Below are 19,238 nucleotides of genomic sequence, written 5' to 3' on the forward strand. Positions count from 1 at the left end.
CCAATAAACAGGAACAGAAACAATGCCCGGACATACTCTCAAGCGTCATCTGTGTTTAACGGCGGCCATCGGTCTTATGTGGTTGCCGGTAAGCGGACAAGGGGCGGTGATCGGGCAGAATGTGCCGTTTCCACCGCTGACGGCGGAGCGCCTGACGCCGGATCAGCAGGACTGGCGGGATTATCTGGCACGTTCCGAAGCCCAGAAACAGGCCGACCGCGCGGTTCTGGCGGCAGAGCGCAAGGGACTGACCGAGATTCCGGCGTCGGCTCAGGCCGGAAATGGCGAAAAAACCATGCCGTTGAACAGGCCAGCGGACTGGTACGCGTCTTCTGAGGCCCGTCAGGTTGCCGATCATATCGTCAGCTACCAGACACCGGCGGGCGGCTGGACGAAGAACCATCCGCGCGACGCCGCCCCCCGTCAGAAAGGACAGGCCTTTACGGCGCGCGGGTCTGTGCGGGTGCCGACAGCGGGTGATTTCGACACCGGCAGCGATGCGGAATGGAGCTATGCCGGTACGATTGATAATGAGGCAACGACGCTTGAAATCCGCTTTCTGATGAAGGTGGCGGCGCAGTTACCGGCCGCTGAGGCGAAGCCCTATATTGCGGCTGCCGAAAAGGGATTGACCTATCTGTTTGCCGCACAATTTCCCAATGGCGGCTGGCCTCAGGTCTGGCCGCTTCAGGGCGGTTATCATGACGGTGTGACGCTGAATGACAATGCCATGATCGAGGTGATCTCGCTGATGGATGAGGTGTCGCGCAGTGTCGGGGAATTCAGCCTCCTTAGTGAAGCCACGCGTCAGAAGGCGGCGGACTCTGAGACGAAAGGGGTGAATAACCTTCTGGTGTCTCAGGTACGGGTGGGTGATAAGGGGGGGCTGTGGGCGCAGCAATATGACGCCCTGACCCTGACACCGGCTTCGGCGCGTAACTATGAGCCACCGGCCATAAGTTCGTCGGAAAGTGCTGCTGTTTTAGGCTATCTGATGAGCCTGCCTGATCCGTCGCCGGAAATAGTTAAGGCGGTCGATGATGGGGTGAAGATGTTGCACCATCTGAAGATTCACGACAAGGTTTTCAGACGGGTCAGCGAAACCGAGGGGCGTCGACTGGTGACCGAAGACGGTGCGGTGATCTGGGCGCGTTACTATGATCCGAAGACCCTGAAGCCGATCTTTGGCGAGCGCGACAAATCCGTTTTTGACAGCGTAGATGATGTCGGCCTTGAGCGGCGTAACGGTTATGCCTGGTTCTCGACCAGCCCGCAGAAAATAATTGATGCCTATGACGCGTGGAAAAAAACGCACGGTGACCACTAATGCAGCGGTTAGTATTGAAGCAGATTGTGCGGTTATGTTGCGCCCTGACGGCTATTGGGGCGCTGACGGGGGCGGCTGTGGCGGAGCCGGTTATGCCCTCTGGTATTTGGGTGCCGGATCAGGGCGATGGCACCTATATCAATCCGATCCTTAATGGCGACTATTCTGATCCCGATGCGGTGCGGGTGGGGGACGACTATTTTCTGACGGCGTCTTCCTTTACTAATATTCCCGGCCTGCCGGTGCTGCATTCAAAGGATCTGGTGAACTGGACCCTGATTGGCTATGCGCTTTCGCGTAATGTGCCGGACGCCCACCACAGTGTGGCGCGGCGCGGCGGCGGGGTGTGGGCACCGGCGATCCGGCATCATGATGGCCTGTTCCATATCTATTATCCCGATCCGGATTTTGGCATTTTTGTCGTCAGCGCCAAGGACCCTGCGGGGCCGTGGTCTGAGCCGGTGCTGGTTGAAGGCGCGAAGGGTGTTATTGATCCGGCACCGTTCTGGGATGAGGACGGGCAAGGCTGGCTGGTCTATTCCTACGCCAAGTCGCGTTCAGGTATCATCAATGTTGTTGCGCTGAAAAAGCTCAATGGTGATGGCACGAAAACTGTCGGTGAAGAAAAGATCATCATCAACGGCGATAATTTGCCCAAGGTGCAGACCTCTGATGGCCCCAAGGACTGGGTGGTGATCGAGGGCGCGAAGCTTTATAAGCGCGACGGCTGGTATTATATTTTTGCCCCTGCCGGTGGCGTGAAAGGTGGCTGGCAGGGCGTGTTCCGTTCGCGGACTATCGAAGGCCCCTATGAGGAGCGCAATGTGCTCGATCAGGGCCAGACACCGGTCAATGGCCCGCATCAGGGGGCGTGGATTGATACGCCTTCGGGTGAGGACTGGTTCGTGCATTTTCAGGACACCGACTCCTATGGGCGTCGCGTGCACCTTCAACCGGTAAGCTGGCCCAAGGGGCAGTGGCCGGTCATTGGGGAGCCTCAGAAAGGCACCCATTACGGTCAGCCGGTGTTACACCATAAGAAGCCTTCAGGCTCTGCGCAGCCGATTGCTATTCCGCCGGTCGATGATGATTTCGCCAGCGGCCCGCATCTGGGCTGGCAATGGCAGGCCAATCCGGCAGATGACTGGCGCGACGCTTCGGTTACGGGGCATCTGCGGCTGAAATCGGTGTCTTCGTCGTCTAATCTTTGGGAGAGCGGGCATATTTTCAGTCAGAAGCTGCCGGGCATGACCTTTGAGGCGACGACGAAGTTGGACTTTGCGCCTAAGGCTGTGGGTGAGCGGGCGGGGCTTACCCTGTTTGGCTATTCTTATGGTTTTGTCGGATTGCAAAACACGCCGGAGGGTTTGCGGGTCGTTCAGGCCGCCAATCTGACGGCCAATGAAAACGGCACGGAACAGGTTACATCGGGGCCGGTGCATACGGGGCCGGTGTGGCTTAAGGTATCTGTCGCGCCGATCCGTGAAACCATTGCGCCACCGGCTGACCCGACGCGATACTGGCCGTCCATGACGCGCGCGATCTACGCCCGTGCGCAGTTCAGCTATAGCCTTGATGGCAAGACCTATGTGCCTCTGGGGGCGGCAGTGACGGTTAAGCCGGGGCGTTGGGTCGGGTCGCAGCTTGGCCTGTTTGCGCAGGCCCCCGCGGGCACACCGGCCTTTGCCGCTACGGCGGTGGGACACGCTGATTTCGACGATTTCAGCGTAAAATAATGCGCTGGCGTGGGGTGGCAGGGATTATCGGTGTTTTGAGCCTGTTGAGCGCCGCCGTAAGTCATGCCGCACCCTATCGGGTGGCGGAGGGGGTGTTTGCCCCGTCGCAGCCCGATCTGGGGCTGAAGACCGACGAGGGTACGCAGACCTTCACGGTGTTTGCGCCAAAAGCCGCGGAAGACCGGTTCAACAACGGTGTGGTTCTGATCCCGTTTAAGGGGCGGCTCTATGCCCAGTGGCAAAGCTCTTACCGGGATGAGGATTCCTCCGACACATGGGTGGCCTTCAGCCAGAGTGAGGATGGTGAAAACTGGCGCGCGCCGGTTATGCTGGCCGAACGCGGGCGCAACGGGGCCATGCACACCAGCGGTGGCTGGTGGACGGATGGGGACACATTGGTGGCCTTTATCAATGTCTGGCCCACAGGGTTTCAGTCCGGCGACGGCGGCTATACCGATTATCGTCTGTCAACGGACGGGGTGAACTGGAGTGCCCCGCAACGGGTAACGGATCATACGGGTGCGCCGGTGGCCGGTATCATAGAACAGGACCCGCACCGGCTTAAGCGCGGGCGCATTGTCACGGCCTTTCATCAGCGTCCGGGGCTGGTGGTTAGTCCTTTTTATACGGATGACCCTTTGGGGGTGAGCGGCTGGGTCAAGGGTTCGTTGCCGCTTTTGCCGCATGATGCCAGGGCCCCGCATGGCCAGCCGGTAAGCCGTGAACTGGAGCCGAGTCTGTTTGAAGTCGGTGACTGTATGGTGATGGTCTTCCGCGATCAGGCCTCAAGCTATCGGCAACTGGCATCCGAAAGCTGTGACGGCGGAGAAAATTGGACGCAGGCGGTTATGACAAACATGCCGGATTCGCGCTCCAAACAAAGTGCGGGCAATCTGCCGGACGGGCGGGCTTATCTGGTGAATGCGCCCAATGCCGATCGGGTGCGTAGGCCTCTGGCCATCACGGTGGGCGACGGGCGGTGCTTTACTGACAGCTATCTGCTGCGCGGAGCGGCTGACCTTCAGCCGTTACGTACTGAGGGCAAGTATAAGCGCCCCGGATATCATTACCCCAAGTCGGTGATCTGGGGCGATTATCTCTATGTCGGCTATGCCACCAACAAGGAAGATGTGCAGGTCACGCGCGTGCCTTTGAGCGCCTTAAAAACCAAACCGGAGCGCGGCTGCGACTCCGAATAACAGGACAGGAAACGAGATGAGAAAACGTCATTTGCAATTGACGGCGGCCATTGGGACACTGGTGTTCGGTGGTCTGGCTCCGGCCATTGTGCAGGCGGAAGCGCCCGCCGCCTATCTTGATACGTCCTTATCGGCCAGGGCGCGGGCGGCGGATCTGGTGGCGCGTATGACGCTGGAGGAAAAGGCGTCGCAGATTCACAATAATGCGGCGGCGATTCCGCGTTTAGGCATACCAGCCTATGAGTGGTGGAACGAAGGTCTGCACGGGGTAGCACGCGCCGGTGAAGCGACCGTTTTCCCGCAAGCTATCGGGATGGCGGCGACGTGGGATGTGCCGCTCATTCATCAGGTTGCCGATGTTACCGCTACCGAATTTCGCGCCAAGAACCTGAAGGCCCGTGCGCCTGACGGCAGCACCAAGCGCTATCAGGGGCTGACCGTGTGGTCGCCTAACGTCAATATCTTTCGCGATCCGCGTTGGGGGCGGGGACAGGAGACATGGGGTGAAGACCCGCACCTGACGACCCGCATGGGTGTGGCCTTCATTCAGGGGCTTCAGGGTGATGACCCCGAACGGCCCAAGACCATTGCCGCTGTCAAACATTACGCCGTCCACAGTGGCCCCGAAGCTGATCGCCATTTCGATGATATTCATCCGTCAAAGCGTGATGTCGTCGAGACCTATATGCCTGCCTTTTACGCAGCGGTGACCGAGGCAAAGGCGCAGTCTTTGATGTGCGCCTATAATGCTATTGACGGTTATCCGGCCTGCGCCAATCCGGTCTATATGCAGGACATTCTGCGGCAGGAATGGAAGTTTACCGGCCATGTGGTATCGGACTGTGCGGCCATTGCCGACTTTCATCTGCCGACCTCGCACAAGTGGGTCAAAACGCCTGAGGAGGCGGTGGCTGAGGCGCTTAAGGCCGATACCGACCTGATCTGCGATTTTCCGGCCAATGCGACGGCGCAACCGGTAACGACGGTTAATGCGGTGAAAGCTGGTCTGTTGCCTGAGGCTGATCTGGATGAAGCCTTGGTGCGCCTATTTGAGGCGCGTATTCGTCTGGGGCTTTATGAGGCAGCAGGCGAAGGCCCGTGGGGGCATATTACTGTGGCCGATTACGACACGCCGGACCATCGGGCACTGGCGCAGAAGACGGCGGAATCGGCCATAGTGCTGCTTAAGAATGACGGGCTTTTGCCCCTTGAGGGTGATCCGAGACGCATCGCGGTTATCGGGCCGAATGCCCACTCGGTTGATGCGCTGGTGGGTAATTACAATGGTACGCCTTCAAAGCCGGTGACCATAGTTGATGGTCTTAAGGCGCGGTATCCTAATGCCGATATTACCTATGTTGAAGGTACGGGCTGGGTCGCGCCGCCGCTTGAGGACGTGCCGGATGCGGCGCTTTGTGTTGATGTGGCCTGCGCGCAAACCGGCATAGAACAGGCTGAGTTTGATAATCTGCGGCTGGAAGGGTCTCCCGTTAAGGTCGGCACGGAAAAGAACGTCTATTTCCGCTGGGGCTGGCCGGATCGCCAGCAGCGCGACACGACGATCCGCTGGTCAGGTTATCTTAAGGCCAGTGAAAGCGGGGCGCACCGTTTCCGCTTTACGGGGGATGACGGCTATCGCATCTGGATTAATGATCAGCTGATTGCCGATGTCTGGGATATCGCCTGGCCGACCTCGGACAGCGATGTGCAGCTTGAGGCAGGTAAGACCTACAGCATTCGTGTCGAGGCAGCTCAGAAAGGCGTGCGCGAAGACCAGAAGCTGCAATGGAGCCGCCCGAGTGCGGGGGGTGACAAGGCGCTTGAGGCGGCGAAAAACGCTGATCTGGTGGTCTTTGCGGCCGGACTGACATCGCGGCTTGAGGGGGAGGAGATGCGGGTCAGTGCGCCGGGCTTTGCCGGTGGCGACCGTACGAGTCTTGATTTGCCCGCGCCGCAGCAAAACCTGCTGGAGGCCCTGCACGCGACGGGCAAGCCGGTCATTCTGGTGCTTATGAACGGGAGTACCATGAGTGTTAACTGGGCCGATCAGCACATTCCGGCGATTATTGAGGCCTGGTATCCGGGTGGTGAGGGCGGTCATGCTGTGGCGCGCCTTATTGCCGGTGATTATAGCCCCGCCGGAAGGCTGCCGCTGACCTTTTATCGTTCGGTGGATCAGTTGCCGCCGTTCAAGGACTATAATATGGACGGGCGCACCTATCGCTATTTCAGAGGGGAAGCGCTTTATCCGTTTGGGCATGGCCTGAGCTATACGGATTTCACCTATAGCCAGCCGATACTCAGTCAGACAGAAGTTAAGGCGGGCGATGCGGTCACCATGAGTGTCACCGTGACCAATAGCGGTCAGCGCGACGGTGATGAGGTTGTGCAGGTCTATGTGTCACGCGACCATAAGGACGCGCCAATCCGTACGTTGCGCGCTTTCAAACGCATAGGGTTGAAAGCCGGCGAAAGTCAGGTCGTTACGTTCACGCTCACGGCGCACGACATGAGTCTTGTGGATACAGAGGGTCAGCGTCAGGTAGAGGCCGGGGCCGTGAATATCTGGGTTGGAGGTGGTCAGCCTGTATCACGGGACGGTTTGAAGGCCCCGTCCGGGGTTGCGGCTTCATTTAAGGTTACAGGGCTTGCGGATATTGCGGCCTATTAAGTATACGGGCGGCGTTTATTTACCCCAAGCGCCGTCCAGATATTTTTTGCAACGCAACAAATGTGATGCAGGGTGTATTTTTGCATTAAACTTATGCCTTTTTTATAATAACAACTACGCTCTTTCTATGAAACTTATGCAGACTCGGGTAATTTTAACAGGCTGATTACGCAGTTGTTTTCGGAAAAGGAAGCGGGGCGTGTAACGCGTGCCTGCCTCAGTCAGCATCTGGGTGGTGCCGGATGTGCGTGTACAGTCAGGGTGAGCCACCTCTCGTTTGGTAAGGAACTGTCCCTTCTAAATTCCGGAGATCGTCATGCCTAGTGTACATAATGATCCAATGTTTACCCATACCCCCGTCCCGACCGAGGATACGACCAGCCGTAACTGGCTATGGCCGACCATCGCTCTTGTGGCGGCGCTTCTGGTGGTTCTGTTTGTCATGCTGACCCATACTGAGCGCGGGGTTGATCCAAGAGTCATGAGTCAACCCATTGCGGTGGAAGCGGGCGTAGCGGCTAATCGCTGATATCTCAGGTCGGCCAATATTTATCGATATTGCGCGGATAGGCGAAGGCCCATCCGCCTTTGGCCATGTGTGTCTGTAGGTATTGGGTCAGTCGGGCTGTGGTTTAAATTTCCTCATTTTATAGTTGAGAAAAAATCACAGACCAAAATCGGGGTGACGCATGGATAAATTAATATCCATATGATAGGAATTAAGCGTACCTTCTCGGGTGCATCCCTATCCTCCTCAGAAAAGGGTCAACTCCCATGACCGTCCGGCCGAATTCAACGACAGTACCGACAAGCATGCCTGCGCAGCTTGTGTGGTATGCGCGTTGCCCGACCCTGACGGCCATGGGCCTTCTGGCTCATCGCGGTGCCTTGCAGCGCGCGTTTCTGCGTGAGCCGATCAATCTGGTGTCTGTGCGGGAGACGTCTCAGCCCAGTGTGAAACAGGGCTATATCGATCACAGTCTGCCGAACCTTGTGCGCGAAGGCGATGCCGCCACGGCACTTTGGTCTCATGGGCTTAATGAGCGGTCGCGTCTGCTGGCGGTTGGCCATACCTGGCATACGGTGCTGGTGGTTACATCGGGCCGCAGCCATATTACGCGCCTGAGCGATCTGAAGGGGCGAACCCTTGCCTTGCCGCGTGAAGCTGGCAGCTTTTCTCCAGCGCGCGTACGGGCTTTGAGGGCGTGGGAAACCATTCTTGGTGTGGCAGGCATTGCCGCAAAAGACATTGAGTTTTATAATATTATCGCCGATCACCCATCGACGCCTTTTGGGGATATTGCCCGGCGTGAAGTTGAGGCGGTGTTAAGTGGTCAGGCGGAGGCTGGGTTGCTGTTCGGGGCCAAGGGGCTTGAGCTGGCGCGCGCGGCGAACCTGAAAATCGTTCATGCGTTTACGCCTGAGGATATTCGCTCGGATCCGGCGCTGGAGGGGTTGATCGAGTTGCGCACACTGACGGTCGATTACCCGTTTTTAGAGGCCAATCAAAGCGTGGTCGCCCGGCTTGTGGGTCTTTTGACCGAAGCCTCCGGCTGGGCCCAGAGTTTTCCGAAAGAAGCGCTGAACCATGTGGCCCATGAAGGTAAGGTCGAGGTGCCGGATGCCGAAGCCGGTTACGGCAGCCTGCTGGCGCAAGGCGCGTCATTGGGACTTGAGGATTATCGTCTGGAGCATCTGAGGCGGCTGAATATCTGGCTCAAGGCCCGGCATGCGATTGCCGAGGCGGTGAACATAGACGACTGGATGCGTAGTGATATTTTGGATCAGGCCCTTACGAGCAATGGCCAGCAGAATTTAAGCGTGGTGGCCTGAGACCTTATCCCCCTCGGGTTACGGCGCTTAACGACAAACAGAGGCAATGGCCTTTGGTTGTCTTGTGTGAAAAGGGAAGTGGTGCGCCCTTGTCACACGCAAAAACCCCGAAAGCAGAGGCTTTCGGGGTTTTTCATGTACAAAACAATGCTCAGGTAAGAAAGTGCCTCAGCGGTTTCTAAGTAAAAGGCTATGTACGGCTATATTTGTCTAACAAATTGAGCAAAACGACTTCCCATATATGCCGTTGCGCTTTAGATTGCGGGACTTGGATCTGGTATCGGAGACGCCTGACTTTGGCCCGAAAAGCACAAGATAATAAGATTTTGCAGGACGAGGAAGATTTGGGGGATGCCAGCGCCGAGAAAGAAAAAGGTGGCGCGGCGGCTCTGACGCTAATGCGCGGCCTTGAGGTGCTTGGCCGGGTGGCCAAGGGCGATAACAGCCTGCCGAAAATTTCCAAATCACTCGGCCTGAATAAATCAACCGTGCACCGTCTGGCTTCGACGCTGGTCGATAGCGGATTCCTGTCGTTTTCACAGCGCGAGGGCTATGTGCTGGGGACGCGGTTGCTTGAACTGGGCCATGCCGCCCAGCAGCAGATTACCTTAACGCGGGTGTCGCATGATTATCTGGTGCGGCTGGCGGCGGATACGGGCGATACGATCAATCTCGGGGTGCTTGATGGTCATCAGGTGCACTATATTGATAAAATCCCCGGCACGCGCCGCATTGAAGTCCGCTGCGTGATTGGCGAGCGTCAGTTCCTGCGTCCGACGGGACTGGGCAAGGCTTTGTTGTTTGATGAAAACGAGGACAAACTGCGCGAAGTCTATCACCGCGAGGCCCGCGAATTTCCTAACTATCGCTATGATCTCAAGGGCTGGCTTGAGGTTATGAAGGCCTATCGCGCCAAGGGCTATGCGATGGACATGGACGAAAACGAGGACCGTGTCCGCTGCGTGGCGGCACCGATCCGTGACCTGTCCGGTAAGATTGTTGCAGCGGTTTCCATCTCAAGTGCGGCGCAATATATGGATGATGAACGTATCGAAACGCTGAAGGACTATGTGCGTGAGGTCACGCACGCCATCAGTCAGGAGTTGGGTTACCAGGGGTAGTTACCAAAGGGGGGGATATGCGGCCTATATTCAAAGGGCTGGCGATTGGTGTAAGTCTGACGGTGATTTCAGCACCTGTTTATGCCAGCAAAGATCCGCTACCGCTGAACTCACCGGTTAAGGTGACGGTTTATACGCTCGAACCGGAAGCTCAGGGCGTAGTCTGTGAAAACGGTACGCGGTCGTGGCCCGCCGAGCTTGTGTTTCCGGCAGGTTTATTGCCCGTGCCACAGAACCGGCCGGTTTCCGTACACGACAGGGTGGCCTTACAGTTTGATGTGCTGAAGAACGGACGCCTGACCAATATTCAGGTCGGTGCGAGCGCCTATCCGGCGACCAATTTCCAGTATCTTCCGCTCTGGGCGGCGGCATGGTCGTTAGATCCCCGGAATGAGACCCTTAAAGGGTGCCGGATGCGCTGGAAAATACGCTCAGATTACGCGCCGGAAATGGCGGCGGTCTTAAGTCGTGAAGCCTTGCATTTGCGGACCCATGCGTCGAACCTGAAGCGCCCGTCTCTGCCTACGGATGCCTGTCGTGCGGCAGGTCAGCGTCTTAAAACCCGCGTCTATCCGGACAAAAGCAGGTTGCAACGCAAAGACGGTCAATTGCAGTGGATCATTGAGCGTTTCAATATAGATGCCCACGGCAAGGTCGACGTAACCGCAACCGTTGGCGGGCAGGCGACGCCTGAAAACAGGGCGCTTGTGACGCAGGCTGTGGCGCAGCATAACTACTATCCCGGTGACGCCGCCGAAGAATGCCTGATCAGCTATGTGATTCAGGCCGGTATGTTACCGGTCGATGATGCCGAAAGCTGGAACGAGCTCAGGCAGCTGCATAAGGCCAGAGCCCTTGCGCCCAGACCCGATGCGCCGATAATATCTGCGCCTGAAGTGCCGTCCAATATACCGGACTCATCGGCATCGGATACCTGCCCGCCCGAAGCGTTACGTCAGGTTGTGACCTTTGTTTACAAGCCCGAAGATTACCCGAGTGGCGCGCGTCGTCACCGCATCGAAGGCCTGGCCTATCTGGTGTATGATATCGCCCCCTGGGGTGAGCTTAAGGTGCGTAGCCAATGGGGGCATCCGCTGCCGCAGTTTGCGCAGGCCGCCGAAAACATGCTGCGCCAGTCAGAGATCAGGGCGTCAGACCGCGGCCTGAGCGGTTGTCAGCTCAGGGTGAAATTTATCTTTGCGAATGATGCGTCGGCGGACACAGTCCCGACCCTGATCGGGGCGGACGGGGAAGCATCCCACGACTGAGGCATATCCGATCAGGACAACTGGCAGATATCCAGTTCGTTGAAGTCGCCATAATCCAGATTTTCGCCGCCCATGGCCCAGATGAAGGCATAGTTTGAGGTGCCGACACCACTGTGGATCGACCAGGGCGGGCAGATGACCGCTTCTTCGTTGGCGACCACGATCTGGCGGGTGTTTTGCGGCTGACCCATGAAGTGGAACACGCGATCTGACGGGCCAAGACGGAAATAGTAATAGGCTTCGGAACGGCGGTCATGCAGATGCGGCGGCATGGTGTTCCAGACATTGCCCGGTTTCAGGATGGTAAGGCCGAGTAGCAATTGGGCCGAGGCACAGACCTGTGGCACAACAAGCTGATGCACGGTGCGCTGATTGGCGGTTAGCTGGTCGCCTCTGTGCAGCGGATTGCTGCCTGACAGGAGGATGTGCTTGTTTGGATAGGCGCAATGGGCAGGTGTGGAGGCAAGATAAAAGCGTGCCGGTGTGGCCGCGTCTTTCGAGCGGAAGATGACCTCTGAGGTGCCGCGACCCAGATAAAGCGCATCAAGTGGATCGATATTATAGGTGACGCCGTCAGCTTCGATTTCACCCGCACCTTCCCCGACATTGACGATGCCCATTTCACGCGCGGCCAGAAACGGCTGGCCCACCATTGAGGCCGGTTCGGTATGTGCCGGCAGGTGCACAGCCGACGTGACCGGTGCCGCGCCTCCGATGACCAGCCTTTCCTGATGCAGGTAGTTAAGCTGAGCCGTTTCCGCAACAAACAGGTCGCGGATCAGGTAACGGTCGCGCAGGGCCTGAGTGTCAGCCAGCGCCATCTCGTCGGGATGGGTCGCGTAGAAGGTGCGTGAGAACATGGGAACCGGATCAGACTTTGCGGCTAGGGGCAACTTCGACAGCATAGACGTGGTTGACGCCATGCATGTTCGACGAAAAGACAATCCACTTATCGTCCGGTGTGAACCTGAGGTTTGGCTCAAGACGATAATCATGGGCAGACAGATCAACCAGACGGGTCGCCTTGAATTTTTCAACTGTGATCAGGCTGTCGTCGTAGGATTCAAGGTCGGCATCAACGATGGTTTCGGCATGAAGGAGTGAAATCCATTTACCGTCCGGCGCATGGGCCACCATGTCAAAATCGCCGCCGTCACTGGCGAAGGTCGCGCCATCATGGGCGACGTTGAAATGCACACCCCAGTCGTTCTGTTCGACGCGTTTCCAGACACGCTTGCCGGTGGCCAGTTCGAGACCGGCGACCCAGAAGACCTGCCCGCGCGGAGTTTGCAGATCGAACCACAGCCATTTGCCGTCATGACTGAAAAATTCGTGGCCCCAGATTTCCATATTCTGGGTGCGGGTGTGCACGCTTTTCAGATCCGAGCCGTCGGCACGGATCAGCTTGATACGATCGACGCGGTGCCAAGGGCCTTCCATGCAGAAGCGGATCTGATGTGGATCAGTAGGCGAAAACTGGGCGTGACCGATCCAGTCCTCGGTCGAGTAAATAACCTTGCGCTCGCCGGTTTTGATATCGATGGTGAACAGTTCCGCAGGCACACGTGCTGCCCAGCGTTCCAACATGCGCACGCCCTTGGCCTTAGCGAAATTGAGCGGCTTGCCGTCCGGCCCGACCGCCGCATAGTTGTCGCTGCCGAACTGGGTCGGGTCATTACTGCGTTGTTGTATGGCCTTGGCACCATAGGCGACCGTGCCGAGCAGAAGCGTGTCATCGGCGTTTAAGGCGCTGATATTACCGGCAGGGATACGGGCGACCTGACGGGTTTTTTTGGTATCGATATTGACGGCATAGATAGTTTTCGGACGATCCGCCGGTTCACCTTCGCCGGCGTCGGTAACCGAATAAAAGGCCTCACGTGATTTACGGGCGGTGAACATCAGATCGGCACCGGCCTGTTCCACCAGTCGCGTCACCTTCCAGTCGCTGAGGCGTACCGACTGAATGCCGGTCGAGGAGCGAATGACCATTACATCGCCTTCGGGCGTGTAGACATTGCGATAGAAGTACATGCCGAGCGAACCGGCTTCTTCGGTAATGCGGATAATGCGGTGACCGGTTTTGGGGTCTATCCAGTCCTTTGGAATAACGCCTGAGAGCGGGGTTGCCGCAGGCGCCACGGTCTGGGCCTGCGAGGTGCCTGATAACCCTAAAATCGAAGCGGCCCCGAAAATTCCCCCTCCAAGTCCTTTGAGTGCCGAACGGCGTGTTCCGGTTGTCATGGTGCTACTCCTTACTGAGGGGTGAAGTTAAAGGTCTGGCGAGCGACATAGGCGTCCCAGTCGGCACGCGATTTGAAATCAAGGCCACCGTCCCAGCCTGCGCCCATATAATAGACAAAGGGCTTGCCCGGCGTGACGCGCAACAGGATCAGATAGTTATCGGCATCCTCGGCAAAGCCTTCGACCATAGCGGGATCTGCGGCGATGGTTATGCCGTGGCTGCCATAGGCCTCATGCGCCGGTTCCCAGAAGCTTAAGGTGCCTGCCCTGGCGTCGCGGGTCACAAAGCCTGCACCATTGGCGTTACGGCGTTTGGAAATACCAACGGCCACGATCAGCGGCTCAGAGGTATCGGACTGAAGGTGCGATTCCATGCGCGTAAAATTGGTGCCGAGCGGCAGGGAGAAGGTGCGGGTTTCCCAGACCTTGCGCACCACATCCACCGGCCAGGGGCGGTAATCGACCTTGAAGCGGGCTTCGTCGCCGCCGGTTTTCAGGATTTCGTAGGTCGAATAGTTGCGTGAGGTCCACAACTTGTTTTCATACCAGATACCTAAGCCGCCGGTGCCGCGACCGCGACCGACATCGTAATAATCAAGGCCTTCGCCACGATCGACGTGATAGTTGGGGAATTTGAGCTGACGATCCATGAATGGCCAGCGCACGCGCTTGGCCCAGACGTCGATGCCGGAACCTGAGGGGGCTTCGCGCGCCTCTAGGGCAGGGCCATAGATGCGGTGGGCGATGCGGTCGTTTTCCCACAACAGGTCATCGAGACGGTCGGGCGCAAAGCGGGCTACGGCACGGGGTTTCTGATCGGCTGTCGCTGGCGGTGTCAGTTGCTCAACGGCCGAAGGACGGTTGAGGGTGGCCGGGTCATAGGCCAGCGCACGGGTGGCCTGCATTTCCTTGGCGCGGCGGGCCTTTTCTTCTTCGCTGATGACCGTAACCGGCGCGATGGGCTGTGGCGTAGTGGCGAAGATAGTCGCCTCACTGTCACGCGCAGGCAGGGCTTCGGGCAGGGTCTGTGTGGGCTTATTCAGGTCAATGACTTCGAGGCCCGCCACCAGATAGGCACCGGTGGCATAGGGGCCGACCTCATCGGGGCGCGTATTGACCGGCTGGTCGCCGGTTTTTTGCGCCGCGCCGATCAGGCCGTTTGGCAGAACATGGCGGTTGAGTGCCGCCCAGCCTTTGAGGACCGCCGGTTCATAGGTGGCGCGATCCAGCAGGCCGTGATTGATGCCCCAGGCGAGTGCATAGACAAAGAAGGCCGAGCCTGAGGTTTCGGCTTCGGGGTAATGCTCTGGCGCATTGAGATCGGCGCGCCACAGGCCATCTGCCTGTTGCAGTTCAAGAACGCGTGACGCCATCTGTGTGAACTGCGTGGTGTAATAGTCGCGGCCTTCGAAATCAGCCGGCATGGATTCCAGTACGCGGGCCAGACCGCCCATGACCCAGCCATTGCCCCGCGCCCAGTAGATGGGTTCACCGTTCGGGCCTCTGTGACCCGTTTTGAAGCGCTCATCACGCAGGAACAGGCGCTCTTCGGGCACCCACAGGCGTTCGGCGGTGCGGCGCCATTCCTTGTCCATGGCGCGGATATATTTCAGGTCACCGGTCAGGGCCGACTGACGCGCCAGAACCGGCGGCGCCATATAGAGCGCATCACACCACCACCATATCAGGGTGTCGGTATCCTGTGGGCGGTTGAGGTGCGGAATCATGAAATCAAGGCGCTGTTGCAGGGGCATCAGCACGCCTTGCTGCCCACGCCGGGCGTAAAGCTCCTGATAGAGGTCACCTATGGCCAGATCGTCGGCATTGAGTAGCAGGCGCTCGGCACGTGCCCCACGGAAGGCATAGTTGTAATGCTCAGCGGTAGCGGTCAGGAAGCGCAGGGTTTCTTTATTGTCGCTGACGCGCGCCAGACGGGCGGCACCAATGTAGAAGGTCGCGGCGACCCAGTTAGACGAGATTTCCGACAGATTGCTGCCGGTCGAAAGCTGAATCGGGCGGCGGCTCATGTCGGCAATCTGAGACGCGGTGACATATTCAAGCACCGGCAGGACTTCGGCCTGAGAGGGGCGTTTGGTCGGCGAAAAATTAATGGCCGGACGGGTTGGTGTCTGAAGCCAGACGGCTTCGATACCGGCAATCGGCGTGGTTTGCGGGGCATCAGCGGCAATCGCCGGAGCCGCGCTTAAGAGAACACCCGCAGAGGCAAATGAGATCAGGGCTTGTCGAAAAGTCTTGATGGTCAGGGGCATGAGGGGATGTTTTCCTTAGGCTGGCTCCTGAACACAGATAGCCGTGTTACGGGAGGCGTGGGGATTGAGATAAATGTCCGGCCTTACGCAGGTAAGGCCGGACTTAAGGTTTACACAAACAGTTCAGGATCAGAAGGAGGCAATGATCCCGAAGTAGTAACGACGTCCTTGGTAGAAGGTGTCAAAGACATAGGGAATGCCTTCACCGATGTTACGCAGATCGTCAGGTGCGTAACGGGTCACCGTATCATCGAGAAGATTTTTACCTTCCCCGAACAATTGAAGGTTTTGATTGACCTTGTATGACACACGGGCGTCAAGGGATTTCGAACCGTTCTTATAAACCGGTGTGCCGACCTTGAAGTAGGCGTCTGCAGCCCCATTCGGGGTGGCGGTTTTCGGGACGCGGTTAATGCTGGCCGAGAAATCAGAACGGTCGTAGTAGAAATCACGTTCCTGATAGGCGACACGGGCATTTACACGACCATCGTCATACCAGAAGTTGATGTTATAGTAGTAGCTGGACTGCTTTTTCGGAGGCAGTGCCTTGCCAGTGAATGGATCGAAGTCGGTATTTTGTTCGTTGGATTCGGTTGTCGAATAGTTGAAACCGGCACCGGTATATTTCAGGTAGCTTGGCAGGAAGGTAAAGGCTGTACGACCCGCAATTTCTAACCCGGTTTGTTTCAGGCCGCTGGGGCCATTAATGTAGGTTCTGACAGAATATTCTCTGCCTTCAATGAGGTAGGTAGGGTCACTGTCGGTGTCAGGTGTACCTGATTTGACGTCGATAGAATAGGTGGCAATGCTGAGTTGCGTGTCGCGGTTAGGGTACCATTCGACAGACAAATTCTGAGTGGTTGCGCCATAGCCTTTAAGTTCCGGGTTGCCGATGTTACCTGAGCAACTGTTTGTGAAGCGGTCAGCCATATCGTTGTCGTTATCAGGATCGGGGTCAGGGTTAGCCGCTTCCCAGTCTGCGATTTGCTGTCTTACGGAGGGATCAGCGTAATAGCAGTTTACCGCGCTGTTACCGGTAAGCTGGGTCATGCTCGGGCGTGCACGCTGCTTGGCAATGGAATAACGTACAGCCAGTGTGTCTTCAATGGGCCATACGGCGAGGTTGAAGCTAGGCAATATGTCTTCCGATGTACGTTCTATCTGGGTTACGCGACGAGAAACAAAGGCCGAGTCTACGACCTTACCCCTGTCGGGGTTGGTGGGGTCAAAGGTGCGGTCATTGAAAATAATCGAAGGTGCTGCATTAACCTGGATTTTCTGATAGCGTACCCCAAGGTTGGCCATGACAGGCATGCCAAACAGTCTTGTTTCTAAATCGGCCATGAAATAGGCAGAATCAGTGACTTCATTGGTCGAATAGGTGGGACGTGTATATACCTTGCCGTCTGAAGCCACGCATTTATACAGACAGTCGATATTATGATCGCTCAGATCAGCATACTGGCTGAGGGTGTCGTAAAAACGATCAAAATCGATTGTTTTCCATGAAGACAGCAGATCACCCCGATCCGGCATTCCGTTAAAATAGGAAGCGCCGGGCAGGTCAATCATACTGTTGTTGATAAGCTCTTCGTACTGCGACTTAGTGATAACGTGCTTGTTCCACAGGGTGCGACGAAGGTCTGTTTCACCTGTCGGACTGGTGCCAAATGTACAGGGATTGGAATCTGGTGCAGTGGAGGGGTCGCACCAGTAAAGCCGATCCTGTTTCTGTGCATTGGCGAGTGTCACGCCGGGTAAAATCTCAAAACCATCCTGACGCCAGGTCTGATTATCGCGGTCACGGCGTTGCGCACCGAATTTGATACTTTTGAGCGGACCGAAATTGTCAAAATGACGGGTGACGTCAAGCTGATAGTTCCATTCGCTGTTTTCTTCGGCGTAGGGCGTAAATTCAAATACGTCTGATCTTACGCTGCGACCGAGATTGGCGGCATTGGTGTCGGCCACGGGGAAATAGGCGGCAGCACTGGACACGTCCGTCCCGGAGGGGAGTTCAAACGTCCAAAGACCACTTTCGGGAATGACTCTGAATATGGCTGAGGGGATCGGAGCCAGAAATTTGAAGGCGTTATCTTCACGTTCACTGCTGGCGTAGCCATACTGAATGCGGGCCTTGGCAAGCCATTGGCCGTATTTGAAATCTGCACCGGTTTGTGTGTAGTGCTGTTCCGTGCGGCGAATGATGCGGCGTGTCTGTGTGTCGAAATTAAGTGAGCTTATATAGCCCAATGGGCCACCAGCCCGCTGCACCATTTCGTATTCAGTCACGTAGTGATTGTCAGTTACTTTGACATTCTGGATGTTGGACTTAGTGAGTTGACCTGCCGCATTGGTTTCACCCGTAGGACGCGCGAACGACAGGTTAAAGGCTTTCAGGTCCTGCTCACGAATATTGGGGTTGTAAGAAATGAAGGCTGTAATGTTTTCATTGATGCGCCAGTCGGCACGGGCCTGAAATGAAATGCGTTTATCCTGACGCGCTTCGCGGCGGATGCGTGGCAGGGACGGCACAAAGTCTTCCCATTGTGCATAACAATTCAGGCGACTGTTAATGCCACTTGTTGAAAGAGTGGCGCAGTCGGCCTTGTTAGTGATGGCAGCCGCAATCGGGTCATAAGGTGTTGTGAAACTTTTTTCCGGAGAATTATCAAGATCGCCAATCGGCAGATAACCGGCCTGTTTATCGGACACACTGTTAAAGTCTGTCGTGGTGCGCTGGTCATCATAGGTCATGTTAAACAACAGACCTACGCGATCATCGAAAATTTTACGCGTTGCAATCAGGTTAACGCGTGGCGACCAGTTGCCATCAAGCGTATTCTTTTGGTACTGCAAGTTGAATTTGTAGAGCGGTTTGGCAAAATCAAGGCCGCTACGTTGTTCAATGCGAACCGTACCTCCGACGCCGCCCGGCGTCATATCGGCGGTCTGGCCTTTGATGACATCGACGCTCTTGATCAGGTCAGAGGACATATCCCCAAGACCGGTGGCAGAGCGCCCGCCCTGACTGTCGGTTGGCAGCATGGTCATGCCATCGACTTCGACGCGGATGAGGTCAGCGGACTGACCACGGATGGTAAACCCGCCCTGATCGCCGGCATCACTGATATCCAGCGCTACACCTGCGATACGGGCGATGGCCTCACCCGCGTTCTTATCGGGGAACTGGCCGACGTCATCGGCGACGATGGAGTCTGAATGGGTGGCGGCGCGTTTTTTGCGCTGGATGGCCGACTGTTCGGCGCGGCGGGCGCCGACGACGACGACTTCCTGAACGTCGCTTGCGGCGGCATCCTGTGTCTGGGCCGAAGCGGTGCCGCCGATGGTCATGACACCGGTGGCAGCCGTAAGCGCAATCAGTGACGCCCCCAGCTTTAATCTCATTGTGTTGCCCAAGGCTTTTTTCATGGTTGTTTCATCCCTCTTTTTTACCGCCGTAATGGCGGTGTTCTTTAGTTGCTCCGTCGGCGGGCCCATTTGTCTCCATACCCGCCGGAACTTTCACGGCCTGTTTTTTAAATCAGGCCAATATGCTTACTTCGCTC

General features: G+C 56.9%; 12 protein-coding genes. 8 read left to right on the forward strand and 4 right to left on the reverse strand.

What is annotated here, in order from left to right:
* The first annotated feature begins 22 nt into the window (after positions 1 to 22).
* The 8 genes from pelA to E5201_RS11980 all read left to right on the forward strand — a co-directional run bounded on the left by pelA (position 23) and on the right by E5201_RS11980 (position 11,155).
* Positions 23 to 1,327, forward strand: coding sequence for a pectate lyase (gene pelA, locus E5201_RS11945; protein WP_140986326.1), 1,305 nt, complete (start codon positions 23 to 25; stop codon positions 1,325 to 1,327).
* On the forward strand, positions 1,327 to 3,063 hold the full coding sequence (locus E5201_RS11950; protein ID WP_140986327.1) for a glycoside hydrolase family 43 protein: 1,737 nt from the start codon (positions 1,327 to 1,329) through the stop codon (positions 3,061 to 3,063). The genes pelA and E5201_RS11950 overlap by 1 nt, the downstream gene beginning before the upstream one ends.
* 35 nt (positions 3,064 to 3,098) lie before the next feature.
* Entirely contained in the window at positions 3,099 to 4,262 is a 1,164-nt protein-coding gene (locus tag E5201_RS11955; protein ID WP_246050664.1) for a sialidase family protein, read from the forward strand.
* Between the two features lie 16 nt (positions 4,263 to 4,278).
* Positions 4,279 to 6,933, forward strand: coding sequence for a glycoside hydrolase family 3 C-terminal domain-containing protein (locus tag E5201_RS11960; RefSeq protein WP_140986329.1), 2,655 nt, complete (start codon positions 4,279 to 4,281; stop codon positions 6,931 to 6,933).
* A gap of 316 nt (positions 6,934 to 7,249) precedes the next feature.
* Entirely contained in the window at positions 7,250 to 7,462 is a 213-nt protein-coding gene (locus tag E5201_RS11965) for a hypothetical protein (protein ID WP_140986330.1), read from the forward strand.
* Positions 7,463 to 7,707: 245 nt separating this feature from the next.
* A complete protein-coding gene (locus E5201_RS11970) occupies positions 7,708 to 8,766 on the forward strand; it encodes a substrate-binding domain-containing protein (protein ID WP_140986331.1) in 1,059 nt (352 codons plus the stop codon).
* A gap of 344 nt (positions 8,767 to 9,110) precedes the next feature.
* Positions 9,111 to 9,887 (forward strand): IclR family transcriptional regulator, encoded by a 777-nt coding sequence (locus E5201_RS11975; protein ID WP_246050666.1) that lies wholly within the window; start codon positions 9,111 to 9,113, stop codon positions 9,885 to 9,887.
* A gap of 17 nt (positions 9,888 to 9,904) precedes the next feature.
* A complete protein-coding gene (locus E5201_RS11980; RefSeq protein WP_140986332.1) occupies positions 9,905 to 11,155 on the forward strand; it encodes a hypothetical protein in 1,251 nt (416 codons plus the stop codon).
* Positions 11,156 to 11,166: 11 nt separating this feature from the next.
* Here the strand turns inward: E5201_RS11980 and kduI are convergent, their stop codons facing one another.
* The 4 genes from kduI to E5201_RS12000 form a co-directional block, all read right to left on the reverse strand.
* A complete protein-coding gene (kduI, locus tag E5201_RS11985) occupies positions 11,167 to 12,015 on the reverse strand; it encodes a 5-dehydro-4-deoxy-D-glucuronate isomerase (protein ID WP_140986460.1) in 849 nt (282 codons plus the stop codon).
* 10 nt (positions 12,016 to 12,025) lie between these two features.
* A complete protein-coding gene (locus tag E5201_RS11990; RefSeq protein ID WP_140986333.1) occupies positions 12,026 to 13,399 on the reverse strand; it encodes an oligogalacturonate lyase family protein in 1,374 nt (457 codons plus the stop codon).
* Positions 13,400 to 13,410: 11 nt separating this feature from the next.
* Complete coding sequence (locus E5201_RS11995; RefSeq protein ID WP_140986334.1) at positions 13,411 to 15,669, reverse strand: glycoside hydrolase family 88 protein; 2,259 nt, start codon at positions 15,667 to 15,669, stop codon at positions 13,411 to 13,413.
* A gap of 129 nt (positions 15,670 to 15,798) precedes the next feature.
* Positions 15,799 to 19,101 (reverse strand): TonB-dependent receptor, encoded by a 3,303-nt coding sequence (locus E5201_RS12000; protein ID WP_246050668.1) that lies wholly within the window; start codon positions 19,099 to 19,101, stop codon positions 15,799 to 15,801.
* Positions 19,102 to 19,238: the final 137 nt, after the last annotated feature.

The sequence above is a fragment of the Asticcacaulis tiandongensis genome, from assembly GCF_006475605.1.
In the GTDB taxonomy this organism is placed as follows: Bacteria; Pseudomonadota; Alphaproteobacteria; order Caulobacterales; family Caulobacteraceae; genus Asticcacaulis; species Asticcacaulis tiandongensis.